General features: G+C 59.5%; 22 protein-coding genes and 1 tRNA gene. 15 read left to right on the forward strand and 8 right to left on the reverse strand.

The genetic code is table 11. The features are described 5' to 3' along the window. Positions 1-2 precede the first annotated feature (2 nt). From IPM39_18595 to IPM39_18610, 4 genes are all read left to right on the forward strand, one after another. Positions 3-1,124: a site-2 protease family protein gene (locus IPM39_18595; protein ID MBK8988048.1), complete on the forward strand. Its 1,122-nt coding sequence runs from the start codon at positions 3-5 to the stop codon at positions 1,122-1,124. A gap of 160 nt (positions 1,125-1,284) precedes the next feature. After that, positions 1,285-1,360, forward strand: a tRNA-Met gene (locus IPM39_18600). A 55-nt stretch (positions 1,361-1,415) separates the two neighbouring features. Further along, entirely contained in the window at positions 1,416-1,556 is a 141-nt protein-coding gene (locus IPM39_18605) for a hypothetical protein (protein MBK8988049.1), read from the forward strand. Between the two features lies 1 nt (position 1,557). After that, entirely contained in the window at positions 1,558-3,846 is a 2,289-nt protein-coding gene (locus tag IPM39_18610; protein MBK8988050.1) for a hypothetical protein, read from the forward strand. A 108-nt stretch (positions 3,847-3,954) separates the two neighbouring features. Here IPM39_18610 and IPM39_18615 read toward each other — a convergent pair whose 3' ends face one another. From IPM39_18615 to IPM39_18630, 4 genes are all read right to left on the reverse strand, one after another. Continuing rightward, the gene (locus IPM39_18615; protein ID MBK8988051.1) at positions 3,955-4,803 is read right to left on the reverse strand and encodes a substrate-binding domain-containing protein; all 849 of its coding nucleotides are present in this window, start codon (positions 4,801-4,803) and stop codon (positions 3,955-3,957) included. A gap of 65 nt (positions 4,804-4,868) precedes the next feature. Beyond that, positions 4,869-5,600, reverse strand: a complete 732-nt coding sequence (locus tag IPM39_18620) for a phosphate ABC transporter ATP-binding protein (protein ID MBK8988052.1) — start codon at positions 5,598-5,600, stop codon at positions 4,869-4,871. Between the two features lie 98 nt (positions 5,601-5,698). Beyond that, complete coding sequence (locus IPM39_18625; GenBank protein MBK8988053.1) at positions 5,699-6,370, reverse strand: ABC transporter permease; 672 nt, start codon at positions 6,368-6,370, stop codon at positions 5,699-5,701. A 110-nt stretch (positions 6,371-6,480) separates the two neighbouring features. Further along, entirely contained in the window at positions 6,481-7,590 is a 1,110-nt protein-coding gene (locus IPM39_18630) for a GntR family transcriptional regulator (protein ID MBK8988054.1), read from the reverse strand. Positions 7,591-7,869: 279 nt separating this feature from the next. Here IPM39_18630 and IPM39_18635 point away from each other — a divergent pair, with 279 nt between their 5' ends. From IPM39_18635 to IPM39_18660, 6 genes are all read left to right on the forward strand, one after another. Further along, the gene (locus IPM39_18635) at positions 7,870-10,977 is read left to right on the forward strand and encodes a M20/M25/M40 family metallo-hydrolase (protein MBK8988055.1); all 3,108 of its coding nucleotides are present in this window, start codon (positions 7,870-7,872) and stop codon (positions 10,975-10,977) included. A 358-nt stretch (positions 10,978-11,335) separates the two neighbouring features. Next, a complete protein-coding gene (locus IPM39_18640) occupies positions 11,336-12,253 on the forward strand; it encodes a tetratricopeptide repeat protein (protein ID MBK8988056.1) in 918 nt (305 codons plus the stop codon). Positions 12,254-12,261: 8 nt separating this feature from the next. Then, a complete protein-coding gene (locus tag IPM39_18645) occupies positions 12,262-12,543 on the forward strand; it encodes a tetratricopeptide repeat protein (GenBank protein MBK8988057.1) in 282 nt (93 codons plus the stop codon). 241 nt (positions 12,544-12,784) lie between these two features. After that, a complete protein-coding gene (gene groES, locus IPM39_18650) occupies positions 12,785-13,078 on the forward strand; it encodes a co-chaperone GroES (GenBank protein MBK8988058.1) in 294 nt (97 codons plus the stop codon). Positions 13,079-13,120: 42 nt separating this feature from the next. Then, the gene (groL, locus tag IPM39_18655) at positions 13,121-14,770 is read left to right on the forward strand and encodes a chaperonin GroEL (GenBank protein ID MBK8988059.1); all 1,650 of its coding nucleotides are present in this window, start codon (positions 13,121-13,123) and stop codon (positions 14,768-14,770) included. Positions 14,771-14,879: 109 nt separating this feature from the next. Then, the gene (locus IPM39_18660; GenBank protein ID MBK8988060.1) at positions 14,880-15,695 is read left to right on the forward strand and encodes a tetratricopeptide repeat protein; all 816 of its coding nucleotides are present in this window, start codon (positions 14,880-14,882) and stop codon (positions 15,693-15,695) included. 6 nt (positions 15,696-15,701) lie between these two features. Here IPM39_18660 and IPM39_18665 read toward each other — a convergent pair whose 3' ends face one another. The 4 genes from IPM39_18665 to IPM39_18680 all read right to left on the reverse strand — a co-directional run bounded on the left by IPM39_18665 (position 15,702) and on the right by IPM39_18680 (position 18,740). Beyond that, complete coding sequence (locus IPM39_18665; GenBank protein MBK8988061.1) at positions 15,702-16,109, reverse strand: hypothetical protein; 408 nt, start codon at positions 16,107-16,109, stop codon at positions 15,702-15,704. A 2-nt stretch (positions 16,110-16,111) separates the two neighbouring features. Beyond that, the gene (locus IPM39_18670; protein ID MBK8988062.1) at positions 16,112-16,822 is read right to left on the reverse strand and encodes a SpoIIE family protein phosphatase; all 711 of its coding nucleotides are present in this window, start codon (positions 16,820-16,822) and stop codon (positions 16,112-16,114) included. Positions 16,823-16,908: 86 nt separating this feature from the next. Further along, the gene (locus IPM39_18675; GenBank protein ID MBK8988063.1) at positions 16,909-17,739 is read right to left on the reverse strand and encodes an ABC transporter permease; all 831 of its coding nucleotides are present in this window, start codon (positions 17,737-17,739) and stop codon (positions 16,909-16,911) included. Further along, positions 17,736-18,740, reverse strand: coding sequence for an ABC transporter ATP-binding protein (locus IPM39_18680; GenBank protein MBK8988064.1), 1,005 nt, complete (start codon positions 18,738-18,740; stop codon positions 17,736-17,738). Before IPM39_18680 ends, IPM39_18675 begins: the two co-directional genes overlap by 4 nt. Positions 18,741-18,821: 81 nt before the next feature. Here IPM39_18680 and IPM39_18685 point away from each other — a divergent pair, with 81 nt between their 5' ends. From IPM39_18685 to IPM39_18705, 5 genes are all read left to right on the forward strand, one after another. Beyond that, entirely contained in the window at positions 18,822-18,998 is a 177-nt protein-coding gene (locus tag IPM39_18685; protein ID MBK8988065.1) for a hypothetical protein, read from the forward strand. A 7-nt stretch (positions 18,999-19,005) separates the two neighbouring features. Next, on the forward strand, positions 19,006-21,402 hold the full coding sequence (locus IPM39_18690) for an ABC transporter permease (protein ID MBK8988066.1): 2,397 nt from the start codon (positions 19,006-19,008) through the stop codon (positions 21,400-21,402). Between the two features lie 61 nt (positions 21,403-21,463). Next, complete coding sequence (locus IPM39_18695; protein MBK8988067.1) at positions 21,464-22,210, forward strand: ABC transporter ATP-binding protein; 747 nt, start codon at positions 21,464-21,466, stop codon at positions 22,208-22,210. 139 nt (positions 22,211-22,349) lie between these two features. Next, the gene (locus tag IPM39_18700) at positions 22,350-23,753 is read left to right on the forward strand and encodes an HlyD family efflux transporter periplasmic adaptor subunit (GenBank protein MBK8988068.1); all 1,404 of its coding nucleotides are present in this window, start codon (positions 22,350-22,352) and stop codon (positions 23,751-23,753) included. Positions 23,754-23,855: 102 nt separating this feature from the next. Next, positions 23,856-25,256, forward strand: coding sequence for an efflux RND transporter periplasmic adaptor subunit (locus IPM39_18705; GenBank protein MBK8988069.1), 1,401 nt, complete (start codon positions 23,856-23,858; stop codon positions 25,254-25,256). Positions 25,257-25,330 lie beyond the last annotated feature (74 nt).

Genomic DNA, 25,330 nt, shown 5'->3' on the forward strand with positions numbered 1-25,330 from the left:
TAATGTTTAATAACCCCAACGCCACGACGGTTTCATTAACGGCCGTCGAAGACATCCGCCACGCCATCACCCCCCTCTTCACCACCGCCGACACCACCCTGGATTGGCCGGAGCCGGGGCATTTTCGGCTGCGCGGCCGTTTTTTGCGCCCCACCGCCGACTGTTACGACGACCTGCGCGTCGCTTTTGAACAACATGGCTTCACCCCCATGCTCCGTGAAGAAGAAGGCAGTGTTGTTCTCATTGGCTTGCCAGGCGTTTTCAATCCACCGCCCTCCAATTGGGGCATCAACCTGGTCCTGCTCATCGCCACCATCTTCTCCACCATGTTCATGGCCGCCCTGGGCGAGGTAGGCGAAGGTGGATTCGCCGCCGCCCTGTCCCAAATCTGGCTCGGCATCCCCTTCAGCCTCAGCCTGATGACCATTTTGGGAGCACACGAATTGGGCCACTATTTTGCTGCCCGCTACCACAAAGTGCCCGTCACCCTGCCCTATTTCATCCCCATGCCTTTCTCCCTCATCGGCACGATGGGCGCTTTTATTCGCCTGAAAGCACCGGTGAAAAACAAACGCGCCCTGTTCGATGTCGGCGCGGCCGGTCCGTTGAGCGGTCTGGTATTTGCCATCCCAATCCTGCTTTATGGTCTGGCGACTTCACCGGTAGGACCGCTGCCAACCATTGATTACATGCTCGAAGGCAATTCCTTGCTGTATGCCGCCGCCAAAATTCTGGTGTTGGGGCAAATGCTGCCGGCCAATGGTCTGGACGTTTCCCTGAATCAGGTGGCCTGGGCCGGGTGGGTTGGTTTGTTGGTGACCGGACTTAACCTGATTCCTGTCGGACAGTTGGATGGCGGGCACGTGGCTTATGTGTTGTTTGGCAAGCGCGCGCGGCGCTTCTTTTGGCCCGTGCTTATCGCTTTGGCGTTTTTAGCCATCTTCACCGGGGCGACGATGTGGTTGTTCTGGATTTTCCTGCTCTTCTTTTTTGGCCGCGCTTACGCCGAGCCATTGGATGATGTGACGCCCCTGGACCCCCGCCGCCGGGCGTTGGCGATTTTTACCCTGCTTTTGTTCCTCCTGGTGTTTGTGCCCATTCCCTTTCAGATTATTACCCCTTGAGGTAGTCGCCAGAGGAACAGCGGATTGGCAGGATTTACGGATACTCACAAAGGTCATCATCTGACATTTTTGTCACCTTGTCGGATATCGCCTTATCAGGCATAGACTAGACACAGGATTTGGCAGCGCCGCCTGATTTGGTTATAATCTCATTCGCTTTGGCGCTATAGCTCAGTCGGCAGAGCGAGGGACTCATAAGCCCTAGGTCACTGGTTCAAGTCCAGTTGGCGCCACCAGAAAGCCGCTCCATGTGAGCGGTTTTTTTTATCCGGCAAAGTGTATAAGACCTGTATGGAACCGATTGCAGAAACGGCCGTTCTCTCCCCCTCTCCCCCCCCCGCGCGCCCGGCGCATCTCTGGCGCTGGTGGGGACTGCCTTTCCTGTTTGGCTGCCTGGCGGCGCTGATCTGGGTGGTGGCCGACGGGCCGTGAGGTGTGGAGTACAATAACGGCCGTAGACGCCAACCAGAGCCGGGCCAACACCTCCCTGCCCATCCCCCGCGACACCCTGCGCCTGGAACAAACCATCACCCCTGGCCACGATGGCCTGTCCGAAGTCGAGCTGATCTTGTCCGGCAGCGGCGGCGATGGTTATTTACTGGTTCAACTGTTCGACGCCGCCGGTGGGCTGACCGCCGAAAAACAGTGGGACACCCGCCCCCTGACCCATAATCAAACCATCACGCTGGCCTTTGCGCCGCAGCCTCAGTCTGCCGGGCAAACCTACACCCTGCGTATCAGCGGCAGCGCCGACAACCCCATGACCGTCTGGGGCTACGACCAGGACGTGTACGCCGGCGGCGCGCTGCGCCTGCAAACCGGCCCGTTAGACACCGAAACACCCACCACCGGCGCCCAAGACCTGCGCCTGATCACCCGTTATCAACTTACCTGGGCCAATGCCAGCCGCGCCCTGGGCGCGGCTCTGGCGCAGGCTGGGGCGCTGTTGGCTGTGGCGCTGCTGTTTTTGCCGCTGCCAGGTTTGCTGCTGTTGTTGTTTGGCCCTGCCGTCTGGCGGCGCTGGGACGCCCTGGCCTGGTTGGGCGTGGCGCTGACGACGGGTATTGCTGGTTGGGCTTTGTTGTGGCAGTGGGTCTCGCTGATTGGCGGACGTTTCTCTGGTGGGCTGCTTTGGCTGCTGGTTATTGGCGGCTGGCTGCTGGCGCTCTGGAGATTGCGGATTTCAGGTTTCAGATTTCCGCAATCCGCAATCCGCAATCCGCAATTTCATAAGGAACATCTGGCGCTGCTCCTCTTGCTGCTGGCGGGTCTGGCGGTGCGTCTGCTGGCCGTCCGCGATCTGGCGTTTCCGCCCTGGGTAGATGCCAGCCGCCATGGGTTGATTACGGCCGTCATGGTCGAAAAAGGCACGATTCCCGACAATTACGCACCTTATCTGCCGGTAGACCATTTTCCCTACCACTTTGGCTTCCACACACTCTCCGCCAGTCTGTCTCTGATGACCGGCGCGCCGCTGCCAACCTTGCTGCTTTACCTGGGTCAACTGCTCAACGCGCTGATTCCCCTGGCAATCTATACCGCCGGCTGGCTGTTCACGCGCCGCCGCCGCGCCGGGCTGGCCGCTGCCTTCCTGACAGCGCTGCCCTTTTTCTTTCCCGCCTACTACCTGTCTTGGGGACGCTTGACGCAGTTAACGGCCGTTCTCCTCATGCCCGTTTTATTGGGGCTGACCTGGCAGTTGGTGCGCGGTGGGCGTGGCTGGCGGCGCGTTTGGTGGCTGGTGGGGCTGCTGGCGGCCGGCGTGTTCCTGGTTCACTTTCGCGTCTTTCTGTTCTATCTGCCCTTTGCCTTCATCGTCTGGCTGATGAGTTGGGCACGGCACGGCCGTTGGCTGGCGGCGGCGGCCGGCCTGGCTGTTTTCCTGGTAAGCCCACACATGCTCCACTTGTTCCGCGTCACCGAACCGGTCGAGACGGTGCGGTACAGCATGGAGAATTACAACACCTTCCCGGTAGCTTATCTGTCCGTGGCCTGGGAACGGCCGTTCCTCTATCTGGCTGGTGGTGTATTGGTGCTGCTGCTCATCCCGGCGCTGCGTTTCCGCCGCTGGACGCCAGCGTTGTTGGCTCTGGTTGGCTGGACGGCCGTCCTCTTCATTTTGCTATCCGGCCAACGGCTCGGTTTGCCAGAGACCTCCCTGATCAACCTCAACAGTTGGTACATCACCATGTTCATCCCCCTGAGTCTGTTCCTGGGCAGCGCTGCGGACCAATTGTGGCGCTGGCTGGAGCGGCGACATTGGCTGGGGCAGGCGATGGGCTGGTTTGTGACGGGGGTGGGGGTAACGGCCGTTTTCATCTTTGGCGTCCATCAGCAAATTGTCGTCCTCAACAACCAGACCGTGCTGGCGCATCCGGCCGACGCCATCGGCCTGGCCTGGCTGGATGAAAACGTGCCGCCTGACGCTAAAATCGCTGCCAACAGTTGGCTGTGGTTGGGCGCAACCTGGGCCGGCAGCGATGGCGGGGCCTGGATTTTGCCGCTCACCGGATTGGCAACGACTATGCCGCCCATTGACCACATCTACAACCGGGATTATTTTAGCGAAATTCGCGCATTTAACCGGGCGCCTACCGATACACCGGACTGGGCTGATCCGGCAGCCGCCGACTGGCTGCGCCAGCAAGGCGTCACCCATATCTATGTAGGTGTTCGCGGCGGTTTTTCGACCCGGCTGTGCTGGCGCGCAACCCGAAGCTGAACCTGCTGTACAGCCACGCCGGGGTGTTTGTGTTTGCCGTGGCGCAATGACGGGTGCAGAACTGGATAGACCAGACAGGTTTTTGGCAGCCTGTCTGGTCTTGATGACCTACGATCCCGCGCTGGGCACAAACAGCGGGCTGCCAAACTCGGCCACGCCAAACTGCCCGATCAGCTCCTGCGTCGGCGCTGAAATTAACCAATCAATGAACTGATTCGCCAGATCGGTCTGAATGTGCGCCCCCTTGTTTGGGTTGACGGCTATCACGCCATAGGGATTAAACAGCAGCGGGTCCCCTTCCACCAGGATAACGAGTTTCGTGCCCTCCAGAGTACGCGCCAGATACGTTGCCCGGTCTGTCAGGGTATAGGCGGCCAATTCATCGGCCATCGTCAGCACCGCCCCCATGCCCTGCCCGGCCGAAATGTACCAATCGCCGGCCGGTTCCAGCCCGGCCGCCGCCCAGACAGCCTTCTCTTTGCTGTGCGTGCCGGAATCGTCACCGCGCGAAACGAACGGGGACTGAGCCGCGGCCAACTGCGCCAGCGCCGCCGCCGCGTCCTGCCCGCCGCCAATGCCCGCCGGATCATCCGGCGGCCCGACGATAACAAAATCGTTATACATCACGTCCTCGCGGCGCACACCGTGGCCGTTGGCCATAAATTCATCCTCGCTAGCGCGGGCGTGAACCAGGACGACATCGGCGTTGCCATCAATCCCCAATTGCAGCGCCTGCCCGGTCCCCACGGCCACCACTTCCACCGTGACGTTGTACTGCTCGCTGAACACAGGCAGAATATCGTCCAGCAGGCCGGAATCTTGCGTGCTGGTGGTGGTCGCCAGCAGGAGGGTGCGCGACCCATCTGCCCCGGTTGGCTCGCTCCCCTGTTGTCCGCCACAAGCGGCCAGGATGAGGACCAGGAACAAATAAAGGTAAAGCTGCCATCTCGTTTTCATCTTTCTACTCCTTTCGGGTTTCGAGCATACAGGTGGAACGCACCGGAAAGGGCGCTGCACCACTGTTAATAAACCATCTCGCCGGCGACAAATGCCTGGGTGCGCGGGTCGGCGGGATGGTTGAAGAAGGTGTTGGCAGCGGCCGTTTCCACCAACCGCCCATCCAACAAAAAACCCACTCGTGTCGCCAGCCGCTTTGCCTGGAAGATATTGTGCGTTACCAAGACGAGTGTCGTGGATCGCTCCTGGTTCAACCGCCCCACAATCTCTTCGATCAGGCGCACGTTGTATGGGTCCAGGTTGGCCGTCGGCTCATCGAGCAGCAGCACTTCCGGCTCCAGGACGATGGCCCGCGCCAGGGCGACCCGCTGCGCCTCACCGCCGGAGAGGGTTCGGGCCGGCTGCCGGGCCAACGGCAGCAAACCGACCTGTTCCAGGGCGGCGGCCACGCGATTTTGCCCATCGCGCCGGCCGCGCAAACGCAGCCCATAGGTCACGTTGGCCTGCACGCTGCGACTGAGGAGGAACGGCCGTTGGAACACCGTTGTCACCCGGCGGCTGAGGGCTAACGGCATAGGCTGGTCGGCGCTAAACGGGGTGTTTTGGAAGAGGAAACGGCCGTTTACCGGCGTTTCTAAAAAATTCAACAGGCGCAGCAGCGTGCTTTTGCCCGCGCCGCTCGGCCCGACCAGAGCCAGCACCTCGCCGCGCCGGACAGACAGCCGGTCCACGTCCAGCACCGTGCGTCCGCCATATGCCTGGCGCACGTTTTCCAGCTCGTACACAATCTCGTTCATAGTATCTGTAGGCCGAAGTCCGTATCCGGTTTTCCGTTGGCATTTGCCAGAGGTGGCGCCTGTGGATTACCGATAAAGGGTAATAGATTATTCGCCAGCTACTCCGCTGTCGTGCGTCCTTGTAACTGCAGCATCAGCAAATTAGCCAAAAAAGTCAGCCCCAACAAAATGAGGCCCAGGGCGATGGCCAGGTCAAAGTTCCCCTTGCGCGTCTCCAGGACGATAGCCGTCGTTAGCACCCGTGTCTTACCCTCGATGTTGCCGCCTACCAGCATCACCGCCCCCACTTCGGAGATGATGCCGCCAAACCCGGCGATCACCGAAACCAGCACTCCCACCCGTGCCTCGGCCAAAACAGCCAGCGTCGCCTGCCAGCGGGTGGCGCCCAATGCCCGCACCTGCTGGCGGATGTTTGGGTCCACGCCTAACACGGCGGCCATCGTAAAACCGGCTACCAGGGGAAAGGCGATAATGGTCTGGGCGATGACCATCGCCCCCGGTGTGAAGAGCGCCGGGATGAGGCTGCTGTTTAGCCCGCCCACTGGCCCGCTGCGCGAAAGTGTCAGGTAGACAAAGAGGCCGATGACCACCGGTGGGAATCCCATGCCGGTATAGAGCAGCGCCATCAGCAGCCCGCGGCCGGGGAAACGGCTCAACCCAATCCACGCCCCCAACGGGATGCCGATCAGGGTGCTGATGAACAGGGCGACGCCGGAGACGTACAAGGAAAGCCGCACAATCTCCCACAACGCCGGGTCGCGGGCGATCATCAGTTCAACTGCTTGAAGGAAGCCTTGCCACATGGTTTAGTTGAGAGTTGCAGATTGTTACGTTGTCAGTCATTGCCGGCTGCCGGTATTACCGTTTACCGGCCACCGACTCAAATCCATACCACTTCGCCGGTGGCGCGGCTGTCGTAGCCGCCCAGAGTGTGGAGCAGCGCTTTGTAGGCGTCGGTTTGGAGGATGGCGAAGAGGGTCTGGCAAACGGCCGTTTCCCACACCACCTCTGGAACCACCAGTTGATACACTTCCTGGGTCAGCGGCACAAAGGCCAGCCCATAGGCGGCGGCGGCGGCGTGAATAGCCAGACCAGCGTTGGCCCGGCCGTCGGCGATAGCCTGAGCCACGCCTAAATGGGTCGGCGTCTCCTGCTCGTAGCCGGCGATTGCTTCCGGCGCGATGTTTAGGGCGCGCAGTTGAGCATCCAGCCAGACGCGCGTGCCGCTGCCCCCCTGCCGGTTCATCCAGCGCGTACCCTGCTGCGTCAGGTCGGCCAGACCGCTGATGGCCAGGGGATTTTCCGGCGGCAGCAGCAGCCCCAATGAGCGATAGGCCAGGGTGATGAGCGCGACGCGCTGGCCGGGAAACATACGGCTGACGAACGGGAGGTTGTAGTCGCCGCTGGCCTCGTCCCAAAGGTGGACCCCAGCCACATCGGCTTCGCCCCGCGCCAGGGCGAGCAGTCCACCCAGGCTGCCGGCGTAGCGCAGCGCCATATGCGCCCCTGGCTGCGCCTCGGCCAACTGCCGGGCCAGCAAATCTACCGCCAGATCGTGGCTGCCAACAAAACGCAGTTCGTGGGTGGGAACGGCCGTTTCCACCACCACTCCCTTTTCTTGCAGCGCCTGCCAGCGCCCGGCCGCCAGCGACAGGGCAACTTGCGCTTGCGCCGGGCTGTATCCCTGCGCCAACCCTTCTAGCAAAAATTGTTCGGCGCGGTGGATGAAGGCGGCCCATTGCAGAAACGGCCGTTCGCCCGGCAGCGGCTGTTGCGCCACTCGCGTACCGCCGCCCCGATGGCCGTTCACCAACCCTTCCGCCGCCAGCAAAGCATAGGCGCGGCTGACTGTGCCCGGCGTGCAGTTCCACTGCCGGGCCAGAGTGCGTACCGGCGGCAGCCGTTCACCCGGCGGCAGTTCGCCCTCGGCAATTTGTCGCCGGATCGCCTCCGCGATTTCCTGATAAAGATGAGCCGCTGTTTGTTGCATATTTGTACCCTTTGTACCGATGCAATCATAACAAATCATCTACCTGACGGCAATGAGCAGGAAAGATGGCTCCTTAAAGTTTCGCGGTTTTTTGGGGGATGATGGGCAAATCTGGTGGCATTGTATGACATATTGCATGGGGAAAACGGCCGTTTATCACTTGCCCCACCCCCAGATTACGCCAGACTACTAGCCGTAATCCGTATTCAGTGACCAGTTTTCAGTCGGTGTTACCTCTGGAAAACGCACACTGAGTTATTGCAAATTCGAGGAGGCAGCATGAAACCCCAGTTTTTATTTATTCTATTATTGAGTCTGTTTATTATTGGCGTGGCGGGACTTGGCCCAGCCCAGGCCACCACCGCCGCCGCAGAGCGGGTATTGGCCTATGCCCCCCTGCCCGCGGAGCAGGCGGCTCTGCCGGAAACAGTGACCATTTACGCCCATGTGAACGGCCGTTCCGGGCCAGCTCTCATCTTGGGCGCAGACCCGGAGGCGTTAGCGACTTCTGGCCTGCAAGCCCAAATCCTGGAATCTATCCCGGCGCGCGCCACTTATTACCTGGCTTATCCCCGTCCTAACCAAAAAGAGGCGGAACTGGATTGGACGGCCGTTGACCAGGTGCTGCTCCGCGAAGCGGAATGGCGCCTGGTACGGGCCACGCCGGAAGCAGCCGAAAGCCTGGCGGCGCAAGGGATACAGCTTCAGCAAGTTACTTTCGACCCCAAACCGCTGCCGGGGGCAACGGCCGTACTCCGCGCACCGGCCGTCGTCGAACCCGACCCCATCATTCAAAGCATGGTCGCCAGCGTGAACAGCAGCACCGTCTACCAGTACGATGGCGACCTGAGCGGCGAATGGCCGGTGACCATCGGTGGTTCGCCCTATACCCTGGTCAGCCGCCACACCAACAGCGGCACGCCCATTCAAAAAGCCACCCAATTTGTCGGCGAGCATTTCACCGATTTAGGGCTGGCGGTGGAATACCACCAGTGGGGTGGGGCCACCTACCCCAACGTCATCGGCCAGATTACCGGCCTGACCGACCCCGACACCATCTACATCCTCTCCGCCCACCTGGACGACATGCCCTCCGGCCCGTTGGCCCCCGGCGCCGACGACAACGCCAGCGGCGTAGTCGCGGCCATGATCGCCGCCGACATCCTCAGCCAGTATCAATGGGGCTGTACGGTGCGCTTTGGTCTGTGGACCGGCGAAGAGCAGGGGCTTAACGGCAGCGCCGCCTACGCCCAACGCGCCTTCAACAGCGGCGAGAATATCGCCGGAGTGCTGAATCTAGACATGATCGCCTGGAACACGCCCAACAGCAGCCGCGACATTGACCTGCACGCCAGCAGCAGCCTGCCGGCAACCCTGGCTCAGGCGCAGTTGTTCGTAGACGTGATAAACGCCTATGGCTTTGACCTGATTCCGACTATCACTCCTAACGGCAGCGGCGCCAGTGATCACGCTTCCTTCTGGCAGTATGGGTATCCGGCCATTTTGGGCATTGAAGATTTCGGCGACTTCAACCCCTATTACCACAGCGTCAGTGACCGTCTCAGCACTCTGGACATGAGCTACTTCACTGAATTTGTCCGGGCCAGTCTGGCAACTTTTGTCCACATGACCGGCTGTCTGGTTTATGATGGCGTGGGCGCGGTAGACGGGCATGTCACCGCACAAGGCAGCGGCGACCCAATTGCCGCGGCGAACATTGCCCTGCAATCGCCCGCCGGGCAGACTTTCGCCGCTGCCAGCGACGCCAGCGGGTACTACACCCGCACCCTGTTAGCCGATACTTACACCATGACGGTGCAGGCGTATGGCTATCTGCCGGTCACGATACCGGATGTGACCATCGTTACCAACACGGTGACGACGCAAGACGTAGTCCTGACGGCCGCGTCCTCGTTCACGGTGTCGGGAACGGTGGTATCGCTGGATTCTGGCCTGCCGCTGGCGGCGCAGATTGAATTTGTGGACACGCCGGTGAGCGTGATGAGCAATCCCACGACCGGTGTTTACCAGGCGGCGCTGCCGGCGGGCGACTATACGATGCGGGTAACGGCCGTTGGCTATCAACCCACCGAACGCGCCATCACCCTGGACCAAAACCAGACCCAGGATTTCTATCTGGCGTCACGGCCGTGTGTGCTGCTGGTGGACGATGACAACGACAGCCCGGATGTACGGCCGTATTACACCGCCGCCCTGGACGCTCTCGGCGTTAGCTACGATGTGTTCAACGCCGGCAGTGGCAATGGCCCTTCGCTGGACGAGATGACCGGTTATCAGGCCATCATCTGGTTCAGCGGCGACAAGTACGGCACGGCCGGCCCAAACAGCGCCGACGAAGCCAATCTGGCCGCCTATCTGGATGCGGGCGGCCGGCTCTTCCTCTCCAGCCAGGATTATCTCTACGACATGGGCCTGACCCCGTTTGGACAGAACTATTTGGGCATTGGCTCTTTCAGCAACGATGCGGGCAACGCCACGACAAAATATGGGGTCCCCGGCGACCCCATTGGCGATGGCCTGGGGCCTTATCCTCTGAGTTACCCGACTAACTTCACCGACTATGGCGATATTGTCAACAGCGGCAGCGGCGCTTCGCTGGCTTTCCGCAGCAGCGCCGCCGGAGGCAATGGCCTGGACGTGGACAAGGCGAGCGACAGTTGGAAAACACTCTTTTTTGGCACGTCCTGGGTGGCTGTGGTCCATGCCAATGCCGCCAACGGCCAGGCGCTGCTCCAGCGCATCCTCGACTGGTTCGGCGGCTGCGACTGCCAACCGGCCATTATCCACGATGTAACCACCACCATCAATGCCTGTGTGGTAGATTTTACGCCGGTCTATGGTGGTGAAGCGCCCTTCACCTGGGATTGGAACTTCCCGCTGGGCAATCCGATGACCAGCCAGAGCGAAACGCCCAGCGGCATAGATTTTGGACATACCGGCGCGTATTCGTATACGGTAACGGCCGTTAACTGCGATGGGGCGTGCAGCGACACGCTTGTCGGCGAGGTGACGGTGCAGTGTGACGTGTGCGAACCGGTAACGGCCGTGCAGCTTAGCCAGACCACCACAACCACGTTATACGCCGGCGACACGACCGGGTTTGCGGTGGAACTGCTGCCAGTGACGGCCGCTGCTCCCTATACTTACACTGTTTCAATCAGTGGTACGGCCGTTATCACCGCCCAAACCACCGGCAGCAATCCTTTTACCTTCGACCACACCTTTACCGAGCCGGGCGTTTACCCGGTGCTGGTGGAAGTGTGGAACTGCGACCTGGCGTCGCCGGTCAGCGCTGCGCTGACGGTGACCATTTTACCGGTCACAGAACGGTATAAAATCTATCTACCGGCCGTCGCCAAAGAATAGTCCGTCGGAAATAGATTTTTGGGCATGGTTCATTCCAGGCGATATGTGCTTTACAAATTTGGCAAGAAAGCGCGTCATGCTGAGAGCCTGTGCTGAGCGAAGCCGAAGCATCCCCCGAAGCATCCCCCTCCTCTGGCGGGAGCGGGATGCTTCGCTCCGAAGACTCCGCTCAGCATGACAATGCCGCGTAAATTTGTAAAGATGATATTTTGCTCGATGAACCATGCCCGATATTTTTACCAACCCTGAGCGCTTCCTCAGGCTTGCTTGACGCTGTTATGCCCCAATGCTAAGATTCAATCAATCACCGGCGAGAATCGTCGGTTTTTTTGTGTAAATACACACACCTGTCTGAACCATGGTTATTAAACGAACACCACCACGCTATCCGCGCCAGGGGCCATCTTGCCTGCTGGTTCTGTTTGTCATCTTTGGCGTTGCCATGGGTATGTTTGTCATTGTGAACCGTGACGAAGTGCGCGACGTAATCATCCCCACGCCGACGCCACAACCCACCCGCTCCGCCACCGAATACGCTTTGTTGGCCGACCTGAACGAACGGGATGGCGATCTGCTCAAGGCCGTAGAATTTTATGGCAACGCCGTCCGCCTGGATGCGACCAAACCGGAGTTCTTTATCCGCCTGATCAACCTCCTGGTCAACACCCGACAGCCGGAGCGCGCCCTACAAGTGGCCGAACAGGCGACCGTCCTGGCCCCTGAAAATGATGCCGTGTGGACGGCCGCCGCCTCGGCCCACGTTGCCAATGGTGACCGTCTGCTGGATTTGGGCGATCCCACCGGGGCGGCGCTGCAGTATGCTCAGGCAGTGCAGGTGGCCGAAAAGGCCATTGCCATCAACCCCCAAAATGCCGACGCTTATGCCTACGCCGCTGCCGGGCTGGTACTGCCTAACGATCCCAACCGCTTTAGCCGCGCCCAGGAAATGGCCGACCTGGCTGTTGCGTTGGAACCGGAAAACCCATTGGCGCGCTATTACATGGCGACGGTGCTGGTGTATCAGGGGTATTACGATGCCGCGCGTGAAAATTACCTCTTGGGTCTGCAATACGCGCCCAACGACCCGGACTTGTATTATGGTCTGGCTTACAATTTTTTCGGCACAGGCAATATCCCTGAAGCAATTCTCAGTTTTGAGCAGGCAATCACTGCCGATCCTGAATATGCCGCTGCTTATGATGGATTGGCCTATATGTATTGCAATTGGGGCAGGACCCACTGGCGGAACAAAATGCACTGGAGTCTGTCCGGTTAAACCCTAATGTGGCGCGGGCGCACGGCCGTTTGGGCGAGGCCTATTTCCGCCAATCCAACTACTCGAACGCCATTACATCATTGGAACGCGCCGTTTCCCTCTATGGCAAAGCAACTGATCTAAACGCCCGCTTCTTCTTGATGCTGGGCAACGCCTACATCCGCGACAGCCTCGATAACTGCGCCAAGGCCGTTCCTTTGTTTGAACAAGTCGTTGTGGTCAGCCTTGCCTGGCGCGAGACAGCCGCTGCCGGCATCGAAGAATGCCGCCGCGCCCTGCCCGGTGGTTGAGTTTTGCAAGCATAACACGTATTCCGTATCCTGCGAACCCTCTTCAGATTGGACCAACCTCCAAGATTGGTCCAATCTAACGAACAAGAAGTTATTCTTAGACGATTACTTAGCAGTCGGGGGGAACGAGTGCTAAAAAATCCTTGACAAGCCCATAAACTGTGCTAGAATTTTTATGAACTGGCACTCTACACGTGCGAGTGCCAGATTCCCTAGAATTACCTAAAAAAGGAGATACAGCATGTCCCTGAACATAAAACCGCTTGCCGACCGCTTGGTTGTTGAGCCAAAAGAACGCGAAGAAGTAACCCCATCAGGCCTGGTCCTGCCGGAAACCGCCAAAGAGAAGCCCCAGGAAGGGGAAGTCATCGCCGTCGGTCCCGGCCGTCGTGATGACGATGGCAAACGCATCAAGATGGATGTCAAATTGGGCGACCGCGTTCTGTACGCCAAATACGGCGGCACAGAAATCAAAATAGATGGCAAAAAACTGCTCATCCTCAAAGAATCTGACGTTTTGGCAATTATCGAGTAATTGGCAAACTCAAGTAAGTGAAAGCAAGGAGATATTTAGACAATGGCTAAACAACTTATTTTTTCCGAAGATGCCCGTCGCAAACTAAAGAAAGGCATTGATACCGTAGCAAATGCCGTTTCCACAACTCTCGGTCCGAAGGGCCGCAATGTGGCAATTGACAAAAAATTCGGCGCGCCGACCATCACCCACGATGGCGTGACCGTAGCCAAAGAAATCGAACTGGAAGACCCCTTTGAAAATATGGGCGCCCAGTTGTTCAAAGAAGCAGCGATTAAAACCAACGACATCGCCGGTGATGGGACCACCACCGCCACTGTTTTGGCCCAACACATGGTCCACGAAGGTCTGAAAAACGTGGCCGCCGGGGCCAACCCCATGCTGTTAAAACAAGGTATCGAAGCCGGAACGGCCGCTTTAGCCGCCCGTATTCGAGAAATGGCTGTCACCATTGACAGCGTAGACGACATCGCTTCCGTCGCTTCCATTTCGGCGCAAGATCCAGCCATCGGCAGCCTCATTGCTGAGGTGATGGATAAGGTCGGTAAAGATGGCGTCATCACCGTGGAAGAGTCGCGCGGTCTGGAATTTGAGACTGAATACGTCGAAGGTATGCAGTTCGACCGTGGTTACATCAGCCCCTATTTCGTCACCGACGCCGAAACCATGGAAGCCATCGTCGAGGACGCTTATATTCTGATTCACGACAAGAAAATCAGCTCGGCCCAAGACATCGTGCCGATTTTGGAAAAATTGGTCCAGATTGGCAAGAAAAATCTGGTTGTTATCGCCGAAGATATAGACGGCGAAGCGCTGGCGACGCTGGTGCTGAACAAACTGCGCGGCATGATTAACGCCCTGGCCGTGAAGGCCCCTGGTTTCGGCGACCGTCGCAAGGCGATGCTGCAAGACATTGCCGTCCTGACCGGCGGCGAAGTTATCACCGAAGAAATGGGTCGCAAGTTGGAAAGCGTGCAGTTGAAAGACCTGGGTCGGGCAGCGAAAATCGTCGCCTCCAAAGACGAGACCACCGTTGTGGATGGCGCCGGCGACGAAACGCTGATCAAATCTCGCGTTGAGCAGATCAAAGTGGAGATTGACCGCAGCACGTCTGATTATGACCGTGAAAAACTGCAAGAACGTCTGGCCAAATTGGCCGGTGGTGTGGCCATCATTCGCGTGGGTGCGGCGACCGAGGTGGAGCTGAAAGAAAAGAAACACCGCGTGGAAGATGCTCTCAGCGCGACGCGCGCGGCCGTGGAAGAAGGCATTGTCCCTGGTGGTGGCGTAGCGTTGTTGAACGCGCTGTCGGCGTTGGACGATGTGGTCGTGCCGGCTGGCGACCAGACGACGGGTGTGGGCATTTTGCGCCAGGCTTTACTGGCCCCGATGCGTAAACTGGCCGAGAACGCGGGCATGAATGGCGACGTGATCATTCAGAACGTGCGCCGTGAACAGGCGGAAAAGGGCGACAGCAAGATTGGCTATAACGTCCTGACCGACGAATACGTGAATATGCTGAAAGCAGGCATTATTGATCCGGCCAAAGTAACCCGCGGCGCGGTGGAAAATGCGGCCAGCATCGCCTCCATGATTCTGACGACCGAAGCCTTGATCACGGACATTCCTGAGAAGGAAGCTCCGATGCCGGCCGGTGGACCTGGCGGCGGCATGGGCGGCATGGATTTCTAATTAGTTGATAGTTGGTAGTTGGTAGTTGACAGTTAAGAAGGCCCCTCGGAAGAGGGGTCTTTTCTTTTTGGGGCTGGTTTAGTACACTGTCGGGGACGGGAGGTTTTTTATGGGTGAACAATTGGTAAATCAGCTTCTTGCGGCGCTGGCAAAGATGACCTGGCCGGAGAACCCGGCGGCGACGCCACAAGGCCGGGTGACGTATGAAATTGGCCTGGATAAGGTGGAAGGTTATTCCGGTGATCCGCGCACGCTGGCGGAAGCGATCCGCATTTTCCGGTCTGGTGGGTCGGCGGCGTATGCGTATGCGGGGGTGGCCTATGTGCTGCTGGCGGCGGCGCAGGAGCCGGATGGGTCTTATGCGCCGCTGGGCCTGGACGTGGCGATGGCCTGGCTAGAGAAAGCGCAGGCGTTGGAGCCGGACGTGGTGATGATTAACATGATTGAGGCGTTGGTGTATGTGTATCACGGCCGTTTCCCAGACGCCCGCATGGTTTTAGATTACCTCCACGACCAAGAACCGGACAATTACCACGTTCACCTGGCCGAAGTGGCCTATTGGATGCAGCAGGGTGATGTGGAAAATACGGCAGCGGCGGTGGCAACGGCCGTATCCATCTCCCATACCCCACCCCAACGGCTGCGCCTGCGCGCCCGGCTGGCCGATTTCTACCTGGAAGCCGACAAGCTGGATGAAGCGCTGGAAATCTACAAGGAATCGGTGCATTTTGAGCCACAAAATGCGCTGTTGTGGCATAAAGTCAGTCAGGTTTACTTCCAAAAAGGGCAGCTAGACGAAGCCGAACGGGCCAATCAACAATCGTTGCGCTTAGGCAGCTTGCCGGCGGCGCAGCAAATGACCGAGCGCATTAAAGCGCGGCGTAAAGGAGAATCGGGGTTGTTGGGTGGATTGTTTAAGCGGTAGCTTTTGTCAGTTAGCTTCCGTATTCCGTGTTCCGTCCGTCGTCGTGGTCGTCTTGGTCCGTAGAAAGGCCAACACTTTGGCCTGGATCTCCTGAGGCGTGAGGCCACTGGTGTCCAGGTAGAAGTGGGCGTGGGCGTGGGCGTGGCTCAGGCGCTGGTGTTGCTCGGCCAGCCGTTCTGGGCCGCCGTGGGTGTGGGGGTGGCGCTGGGCCAGAGTGGCAAAATCCAGATCAAGGTAGATGAGAATGTCGGGGCGCGTGAGGCGCTGCCACATATAGGGCACGTAGGAATGTTCCTGGGCCGGTTGGCGCACGTTGTAGCCGGCGGCGCGTAGGGCGCTGCCCAGAGTGCTTTTGCCAGACGCGCATGGGCCAACCAGGGCGATGCGGGGGGATTCTGACGCGGTGTCGGGCATGGTTAGTTGAGGGGCATGTGGACTTCCAGCCGCCGGATGTCGTTCTGGGCGTGGGGCAGCACGGCCGTTACCAACACACTGATGTCGTCTTTTGGACGGCCGTGTTCAATTGCCAGGGCCTCTTCCAACAGGGTATCGGCAATGGTGCGCGGCGACCAGATGCCCGTCCCCAACATGCGCGCCACAGCGGCCAGCGGATCGTACAAATGGCTGCCGCTGGGGCTGCCGGCATGGCGCAGTCCATCGGTAAACACCACAATCAACACCCTTTCTTCGATGGGAATTTCGGTGATGACCGGCTTGGTGTTCTGGCGCACCCCCACACTTTGCGAAGGTTCGTCCAGCAGGTATAGACCGGCGGTTGGCGTGTGGACAATTACCGGGGCTTCGTTGTTGCGCGAGATGACAAAGGTCTTGGTGCGGGCGTCGGCGGAGAGAATGTTGAGGGTGGAGCTGACTTTGCCGCCGCGATAGGTGTAGAGGTAGTCGTGGGCCGCGCGGGCGGCGGCGCCATCGCGCACGCCCTCGGCCAGCAGTTGGATGGCTTTGCGGGCGACGACGTTGCTGATGGCTTTGGCCGATTTGCCGCTGCGCTGCCCGTCGGCCAACACCAGGGAGATACCCCCATGCGGCCGTTCGATCATTTCCAGAGTATCGCCGCTCTCGCTGGAGGCGTATTTACTGATTTTGGCGACGGCAAATTGTACGTCCATGCGTTATTGTCCTTGTGTGAAATCAAGGTGGATTATAAGCAAGGTGGCGGAAGTTTCAAAGCAAGGACATCTTCACCGCCACCCGCTTAATAATGCGCCAGACTGCCATCCACCCGCGCCCGGTCTACGGCGAAACGGAACAAAAACAGCGACAGCGGAAACAGAACCAGACAAAACAACAGCAGGGCCAGCATATCCCCAGCCAACTCGGCCCAGGACGCGCCCGTTAGCAAAGCGGCGCGCATTGCCCGCATGGAATAGGTGATGGGCAGCAGCCCGGCGATGAGTTGCAGCCAACCGGGCAAAATCGCCACCGGGTAAAAGACGCCACCCACCAGATTCGCCAGATTGGCAAACAGCCCGGTAATCGGCTCGCCCCGCTTAATGACCATGATGATGCCGGCCGTCAGGATGCCAATGCTGGCAAAGGCGACCACCGACAGCAGTAAAATCAGCAGCGCCGCCGGGAAATTGGCCCGGCTCAGGTCTAGGCCCAACAGCAGCACGCCAATCACCAGATACACAAGCACCCGAAAAGTGGTGTAGACATAGCTCCAGGCGGCCGATCCCACCACAATCCAGGCGACGGGCACGGGGGTCATCATCATCGCCTCCAGCGTGCCGGTGGTTTGCGATTGGCGCAGAGCGTCGGCGAAGCCGGTCAGCCCGGTGCTGAAGTAGCCGCCCAGAGCAATGCCGATGATGACAAACGAGAAATAGTCGCCGTTGTACAAATCCAGGTTGGGGCCAGCGATGGCGTTGATGAATTGCGACAAGAAAAAGAAGACCAGGGCGCGCAGCAAAATACCGCCAATGCTCACCACAAACGCCAGCCGGTAGCTGACCTCGGTGTAGAAGTCGCGGGCGAGGAAGGACCAGAGGAGGTTTGATGGTTTGAAGGTTGGTTGGTTGATCATTGTTCCACACTCCGTACTTCGCGTTCCGCGCTTTCCGTTGTGTAGTGGGCGAATACTTCTTCCAGGCTGGGGGGTGTGGCGGTGATGGCCTGGATGGGGATGGCCTGTTGGCGCAGGTGGTCTAGCACGGCTGTTAACACCCCATCCTCTTCCCCCGCCCGAAACACAACCTGGCCCGGTTCCGGCATCGTTATACCCGGGACCAGCGCGCGGAGTTGGTCTGGCACGGCCGTTCCCGCTCCCTGCCCTTCACCCATCTGCACGGTATATAACCGCTGCGGCCGTAATTCGCGGCGCAAATCGGCCGGGCGGCCAATGGCCTGGATACGGCCGTGATGCAGCAGCGCCACCCGGTCGCACAACTTTTCCGCCTCGGCCAGGTCATGGGTGATGAGAAAAATCGTCAATCCCTGCCCGGCCATCAGGCGCAGCAGCAGCGCGTGCAGCCGGTTGGTGGCCGTGGGGTCCAGGCTGCGGCTTGGTTCATCGAGAAACAGAAGGCGCGGCCGGTGCAGCAGGCTGCGGGCGATGGCTAAACGCTGGCGCATCCCGCTGGAAAAATTGCTAAAGCGCCGGTCGGCTACGTCCAGCAAATCCACATCGGTCAGTACCTCGGACACGCGGTTGGCGGCGGCACGGCCGTGCAGCCCGTGCATCGCCGCAAAAAAGCTCAGGTTGCGCCGCGCCGACAGCCGCCAGAAAAAGCTGCGCTCGTCGGACACCACCAGCCCGACGGCGGCGCGAATCGCCAGCGTGTCTTGCAGCGCATGGCCGACGACCTGGCCGCGCCCGCTGCTGGGCATAATCAGCGTACAGAGCATCTTGGTGAGGGTGGTTTTGCCCGCGCCGTTGGGTCCCAGCAGGCCAAACAGTTCCCCCTGCGGCACTGTAAGGGAGATGCCAGAGACGGCCGTTACCGGCGTTGGCCGCGTCACCCGCCGCCAACCCTGAGGCGGTTCATAAATTTTGCTGAGTTGTTCGGTTTCGATGATTGCGTTCATGATCGGGATCAATCGTAAATCGCAAATCGTTAATCGTCAATCGCTAATTGGTACACAGCCGCGGTAGGCAATACGAGGGCAATGAATGTACAGTTAGAAGCGGCAGATAATAAGGGCTTTTTACGGCCGTTCTGGTTAAAATTCTTACTGGAGCGGCCAAAAGCCAACAACGTATTTTCAAACTATCATAACGATGTGGCAATAAATACAGAGCGACAAAAGCTTCACACGCTTTTGCCGTTTCTTTTGGCGCGATAAGAACCCTATGATGCTAAGAACTCGCTGGCGCAAAGTCGGCCTAGACTTGTGGAGCAACAAAGTCCGCACCTTGTTGGTGGTGGCGGCGATTGCCGTGGGTGTGTTTTCCGTCGGTTTGGTGGCCACCGGCCAGCATATCTTGCTGCGCGAACTCAACCGCGACTATTTGTCGTCGCAGCCGGCTTCGGCCACGTTGTATACCTCGCCCGTAGATGAGGAGATGATCAAGGGAATAGCGGCCATGCCGCAGGTGGCTGCCGCTGAAGGGCGGCGCTCGCTGCGTGTGCAGGCCCAGGTGGGGCCGAACCAATGGCGCGATTTACTGTTAACGGCCGTGCCCGACTTCCAAACCTCCCAACTAGACATCATCACCCCGGTGGACGGCCAATGGCCGCCGCGCAAGCAAGAACTGCTGGTGGAGGCCCTCTCGCTCGATTTTCTCCGCGCCGAACTCGGCGATACTCTCCTGGTGGAACTGGCCGATGGCACACACAAAGAGCTTGAGCTGGTCGGTTCCGCCCACGACAGCCACGTGCCCAACGCCCAGATCACCAACAACGCCTTCGGCTATGTCACCCCGGAGACGATGGAATCGCTGGCAATGGGCCGATTCTACACCGAAGTCCGTTTCACTGTTACCGAAAACAGCAACGATAAGACCCACATTCAGGCTGTCGCCGACGCGGTAAAGGATAAGCTGGAAAAAAGTGGGCGTGAAGTCTATAGTATGCGCGTGCCCAATCCCGGCGAACATTGGGCGCAAGAAGTCATCGAGACGTTGGTGCTGCTCATCGGCGTGTTTGGCGTGTTGATTTTGTTTTTGTCCGGCTTCCTGGTCATCAACACGATTTCCGCGCTGCTCAGCCAACATACCCGGCAAATCGGTGTGATGAAGTTGGTGGGGGCCAGGCGTCGCCAGATTATGGCAATGTATATGGTGACGGTGCTGGCTTACGGCCTGATGGCTTTGCTGGTGGGGATGCCGTTGGGCATTGGCTTTGCCCAATACCTGATCAAAGATTTTGTCAGTGGGCTGCTCAATTTCCAGGTCGCCAGTCTGCAGGTTCCCGCCTCTATTTTGCTGCTGCAAGTGGCCGTGGGGCTGTTGGTTCCGCTGTTGGCGGCGCTGTGGCCGGTGTTGAACGGCGTGCAAGTGACCACCCACAAAGCGCTGAACAGCCTGGGCATTAGCCAGGGGTATAACAAGGGATTGGTGGAGCGCTGGTTTACGGCGTTTCAGGAGTGGCTGCCGGTGCAGCGGCCGCTCATCATCTCCTTGCGCAACACGGTGCGGCGCAAAGGGCGGCTGGCTCTGACGCTGACCACCCTGATCCTGGGCACGGCGCTGTTTATCGCCGTCCTCAGCGTGCGTGATTCGGTGCAGGCCACTGTAGACAGCTTTTTGCGCTTCCACCAGTATGATGTACGCCTTAACTTTGATCGCCCCCATCGTTTGGCGCAAATCGAGCAAATTGCCTGGCAAACGCCGGGCGTGGTAGCCGTGGAAGGTTGGACCACTGCCTCGGCGCAGCGCGTGCGGCCCGATGGCACAGACAGCGACGCCATCAGCCTGCAAGCTGCGCCGGTGGATTCGGCGTTGATGGACCCGCCGCTGGAAGACGGCCGTTGGCTGCAACCCACCGACCGCTATGCCATCGTCGTCAACACCGACTTTATGGCCGATGAACAGGACGTTCAGCTAGGCGAGATGGTTACGCTGACTATGAACGGCCGTGAAAACAACTGGCAAGTTGTCGGCGTGGTGCGCAGTACGGCCGCCGGCCCCGGCGTCTATGTCTCCGACAGCGATTACGCTTACATCACGCGCAGCATCGGCCAGGCCAACAGCGTGCGTGTCGTTATTGCCCAGCATGACCTGAAAAGCCAGGAGGATACGGCCGTACTCCTTTCCACGAGCTTCCAAAACGCCGGTCTGCGTATCGCCGGCAGCCGCACCACCGAAGAGATCCGCCAACAAGCCGACTTCCAATTCAACATTGTTGTCGGTTTCCTGGTGATGATGGCTGGCCTGCTGGCGATGGTCGGCGGGCTGGGTCTGACAACCACCATGAGCATCAATGTGCTAGAGCGCATCCGCGAAATTGGCGTGCTGCGGGCCATCGGCGCTTCCGATGGCTCTGTGCGCCTTATTGTCATGGCCGAAGGCGTCCTCATTGGCTGGCTCAGTTTTGCGGGCGGCAGCTTGCTGGCTGTACCGTTTAGCCGTATCCTCAGCCAGCAGGTGGGCGTGGCTTTATTGGGCTTTCCGCTGGACTATACGTTCTCGGTCAGTGGTATGGTATTGTGGTTTGTGATCATTAGCATCCTGGGAGCAGCCGCTTCATTAGGCCCGGCACGCAACGCATCCCGTTTAACCATCCGTGAAGTTTTGGCATATGAGTAGCGGCGCCAGAAGGTCAACTTTTAGCAAAAGTTGACCTTCTATTGTCCACGTCAAGGTATTTATGTTTAGCAAACTGTTTCAAAAGAGTAATGGTACGGCCGTTAGCCGCAATGGCTACACGCCCACCCACCTGATTGATTTACACCAGGTTGTCAAAACCTATCACACGCCCGCCGGTGACTTTTTGGCGCTGAACGGCGTGGATCTGCAAATAGACAGAGGCGAATTTGTCAGCGTGGTGGGCAAATCTGGCAGCGGCAAATCCACGTTGATTAACATGATTACCGGCATTGATCGGCCATCCACAGGCAGCATATACGTTGGTGATCAGGCCATCCACCACCTGGGCGAAGGCCCCATGGCCGAGTGGCGCGGCCGCAATCTGGGCGTCATTTTTCAATTTTTCCAACTGCTGCCCATGCTTTCCTGCCTGGAAAACATCATGCTGCCGATGGACTTCCGCAACCGCTACACGCCCCGAGAGCGTAAGGAACGCGCGCTCCATTTGCTCGAACAGGTAGAAATGGCCGAACACGCCTACAAACTACCTTCGGAAGTTTCCGGCGGGCAGCAGCAGCGCGTGGCTATCGCCCGCGCCCTGGCCAACGACCCACCCATCCTGACGGCCGATGAACCAACCGGCAACCTGGATTCTAAAACGGCCGATTCCATCTTCCGCCTGTTTGAGAGCCTGGTAGCCGATGGCAAAACCATCCTCATGGTGACGCACGACAACGAGCTGGCAAACCGGGTTAATCGCACCATCACCCTGGCCGATGGCGAGATTGTGGACGAGGTAAGCCATTAAACAAACGAGCCGCCGTCAACCGAAGTCCGCATCCCGTTTTCCGTCAGCGCTTACCAAAGGCAGCGCCTTACGGAATACGGAATACAGCTTACGGATTACCGAATACCAAATACCGAATACCTAACACCAGGAGTATCTTATGAATGTAAAGCGCGCCGCCATTGGCGTCATGGTAATTGTTGTTTTGTTGGTAGCTGGCTATTTTGCTTACCAACAATTCCTGGTTCCTGAACCGGAAGAAGCAGCAGCAGCGGCCGCAGCAACGGCCGTTATAGACCCCAACCTGATCAACATCCAGACCAATCTGGACCAGGTGATAGCCGAAGGGCGGCTGACGCCCCTAAAAAACGCGACCCTCTCTTTTCAATCCGGCGGTCAATTGGCCGAGGTGCTGGTGTCTGAAGGTGACGTGGTCGAGAGCGGCGCGGCGCTGCTGCGCCTGGACACGACCGATGAGCAGTTGGCTGTCATCCAGGCCGAAGCCGCCCTGACCCAGGCCAACGCCAATCTGACGACGGCCAACGCCGGGCTGCTGTCTGCCCAAACCGGCGTCCAGGCGGCCGATGTGGCCGTGGAAGCGGCCGAAGCCAGACTGGCGCTGGTGCTGACCGGCCCGTCTGCTGCCCAGCTTGCCATCAGCGAACAAGGCGTCCGTCTGGCCGAGGCGGGCATTAACCAGGCGGCGGGCGGCCGGGCGCTGGCGCTGCAAGGCGCGACGAGCGCCGAAATTCAGGCGGCTGAAGCGCGGTTGGCCGCCGCCCAGGCCCAATACCTGGCGGCGCAAAAGCAGTTCGAGCCGTTGGCGCAAAACGCCGATGCCGACGCCGCAGCGCGTGAACAGGCGCGGCTGCAATTGAACGCGGCGCAAGCCAATGTGAACGCCGCCCAGGCTGCTTTAAACGAATTACGCGCCGGTCCTATTGCCGCCGAACAAACGGCGGCCAACAGCTCTGTCGCCGCCGCCACCAACCAGCGGGACGCGGCGCAGTCGCAGTTGGCGCTGCTGCAGTTGGGGGCCAGCCCGGAACAGGTCGCCGTTACCCAGGCGGCGGTGGTTGAGGCGCAAAATCGGGCGGCCGAGGCAGCGCTGCGGGTGGTTCAGGCAGAAACGGCCGTCACCCAAGCGGAAACGGCCGTTCTCGAAGCCGAGATCGCCGTCACTGCCGCCCAGACCGCGTTGGCAAAACGCACCCTCACAGCCCCCTTTGCCGCCACAGTTGCGGCCATCAATGTCAAAGAAGGGCAGATAGTCTCGGCCGGCGCGCCGCTGCTGCTCCTGGCCGATTTTGGCGGCTGGCAGGTGGAAACCACCGATCTGTCCGAAGTCAGTGTGGTTGCTATTCGTAAAGGCTTTGCCGCTGATGTGACCATAGACGCCTTCCCCGGCCAAACGCTGCCGGCAACCATTGTGGACATCGCCTCTGTTTCCGACGTGGTGCGCGGCGACGTAACCTACCGGGTGACGTTGGACCTGGAGAACAGCGCCGATCTGCCGCTGCGTTGGGGCATGACCACCTTTGTGAGCGTTGATACGCAGCAATGATGGTCTGTCTGGTGTCAAACGTCACTCGTCAGGCAGTTGTTTGGCCGCCTGACGCCTGATCAACATTCCTGAAAGACCTCGAATATCTTAGGACAACAAGTCATGAATAAAAAACGTCTTCTTTTTACATGTTTAGCGGTGCTGGCGCTGAGTCTGGTGGCTGCGGCTAAACCACAGTGGGGGCGGGCAACGGCCGTTGCCGCCGCACAAGAACCCATTCAGGTTGTCGCCCAAACCAGTGGCGCGCAGGTAAACGCCGAAGGCCAGATTGAGCCTCTCTTTTACGTGGACCTGGCCTTCCAGATGGGAGGGCAGGTAGCCGAGATATTGGTCAGCGAAGGCGACCAGGTGGCCGCCGGCGACCCGCTCATTCGGCTGGATGCAGCCCAGGCGGAGTTGGCTTTGCAGCAGGCCCAGGCCCGGCTTGGCTCTGCCCAGGCTGCTGTGACTCTGGCGCAAAATCAAAAAGTCCTGGCCGAGGCGGCCATCCAGACGGCCGAATCGCAGGTGGCGGCGGCCGAGGCCAATCTGACCCTGGTGCAGGCTGGCCCTCGGCCCGAAGAGATCGCCGCGGCGCAAAGCAATCTGGCGGCGGCGCAGGCGGCTGTGAACCAGGCGGTTGGGCAGCGCGACACAGCGCTGAACAACGTGGGAACCAGCGCCCAAATCAGCGGCGCCGAAGCCCAGGTGGCGGCGGCTGCCGCCCAGGTGCGTGCCCTGGAAGAACAATACGACGACATTTTGACCACCTGTATCAACACACCCAGTGGTGAAATTTGCCCGTTGTATGGCACGGTTGAAGAAACCACGCGGGCGCAGTTGGAAGCCGCGCGCCTAAATCTGGCGGCGGCCCAGGCCACGCTGGACGCTTTGCAGGCTGGCCCTACGGCGGCGCAGTCGCAGGCCGCGCAGGGAGGTGTGGGCATCGCCATCGCCAATCGGGATTTGGCCCAGGCGCAGTTGGATTTGCTGCTGGCCCCGGCATCGGCGGAAGAGGTCGCGATTGCGGAAGTGGGGGTGCGGCAGGCGCAGGTGGGGGTTGAAGGGGCGCGAACGGCCGTTACCCAGGCTGACGCCGCCATCGCCCAGGCGGAAGCGGTGGTGGCCCAGGCGGAAGCGGGCGTGGCCGCTACCCAAGCCGTGTTGGACCGGATGACGCTGCGGGCGACGTTTACCGGCACGGTTTCGCGCATCAATACCAACCTGGGCGAACTGGTTGGCGGAGGCATTCCGGTGGTAACGATGGCCGATTTTTCCGGCTGGCAGGTGCAGACCAGCGACCTCACTGAACTGGACGTGGCTTTTGTGACTGTGGGGGATACGGCAACGGTGACATTTGACGCCATTCCAGGCGAAGCCGTGCGCGGTGTGGTGAGTAACGTGGCTCTGGTGGCCGGGCTGGCGCGGGGTGATGTGGTGTTTGAGGTGACGATTGATCTGGATGCTGCGCCGAATTTGCCGCTGCGCTGGGGCATGACGGCCGTGATCAACATTGAAAGCTAACCCGGCGCCGCTTGTCATAATCACCGGATAATTTCATTGCTTCAAAACGCCCGTCAGTAGCGTATAATACCAGG

Source organism: Candidatus Leptovillus gracilis (assembly GCA_016716065.1).
Taxonomy (GTDB): Bacteria; Chloroflexota; Anaerolineae; order Promineifilales; family Promineifilaceae; genus Leptovillus; species Leptovillus gracilis.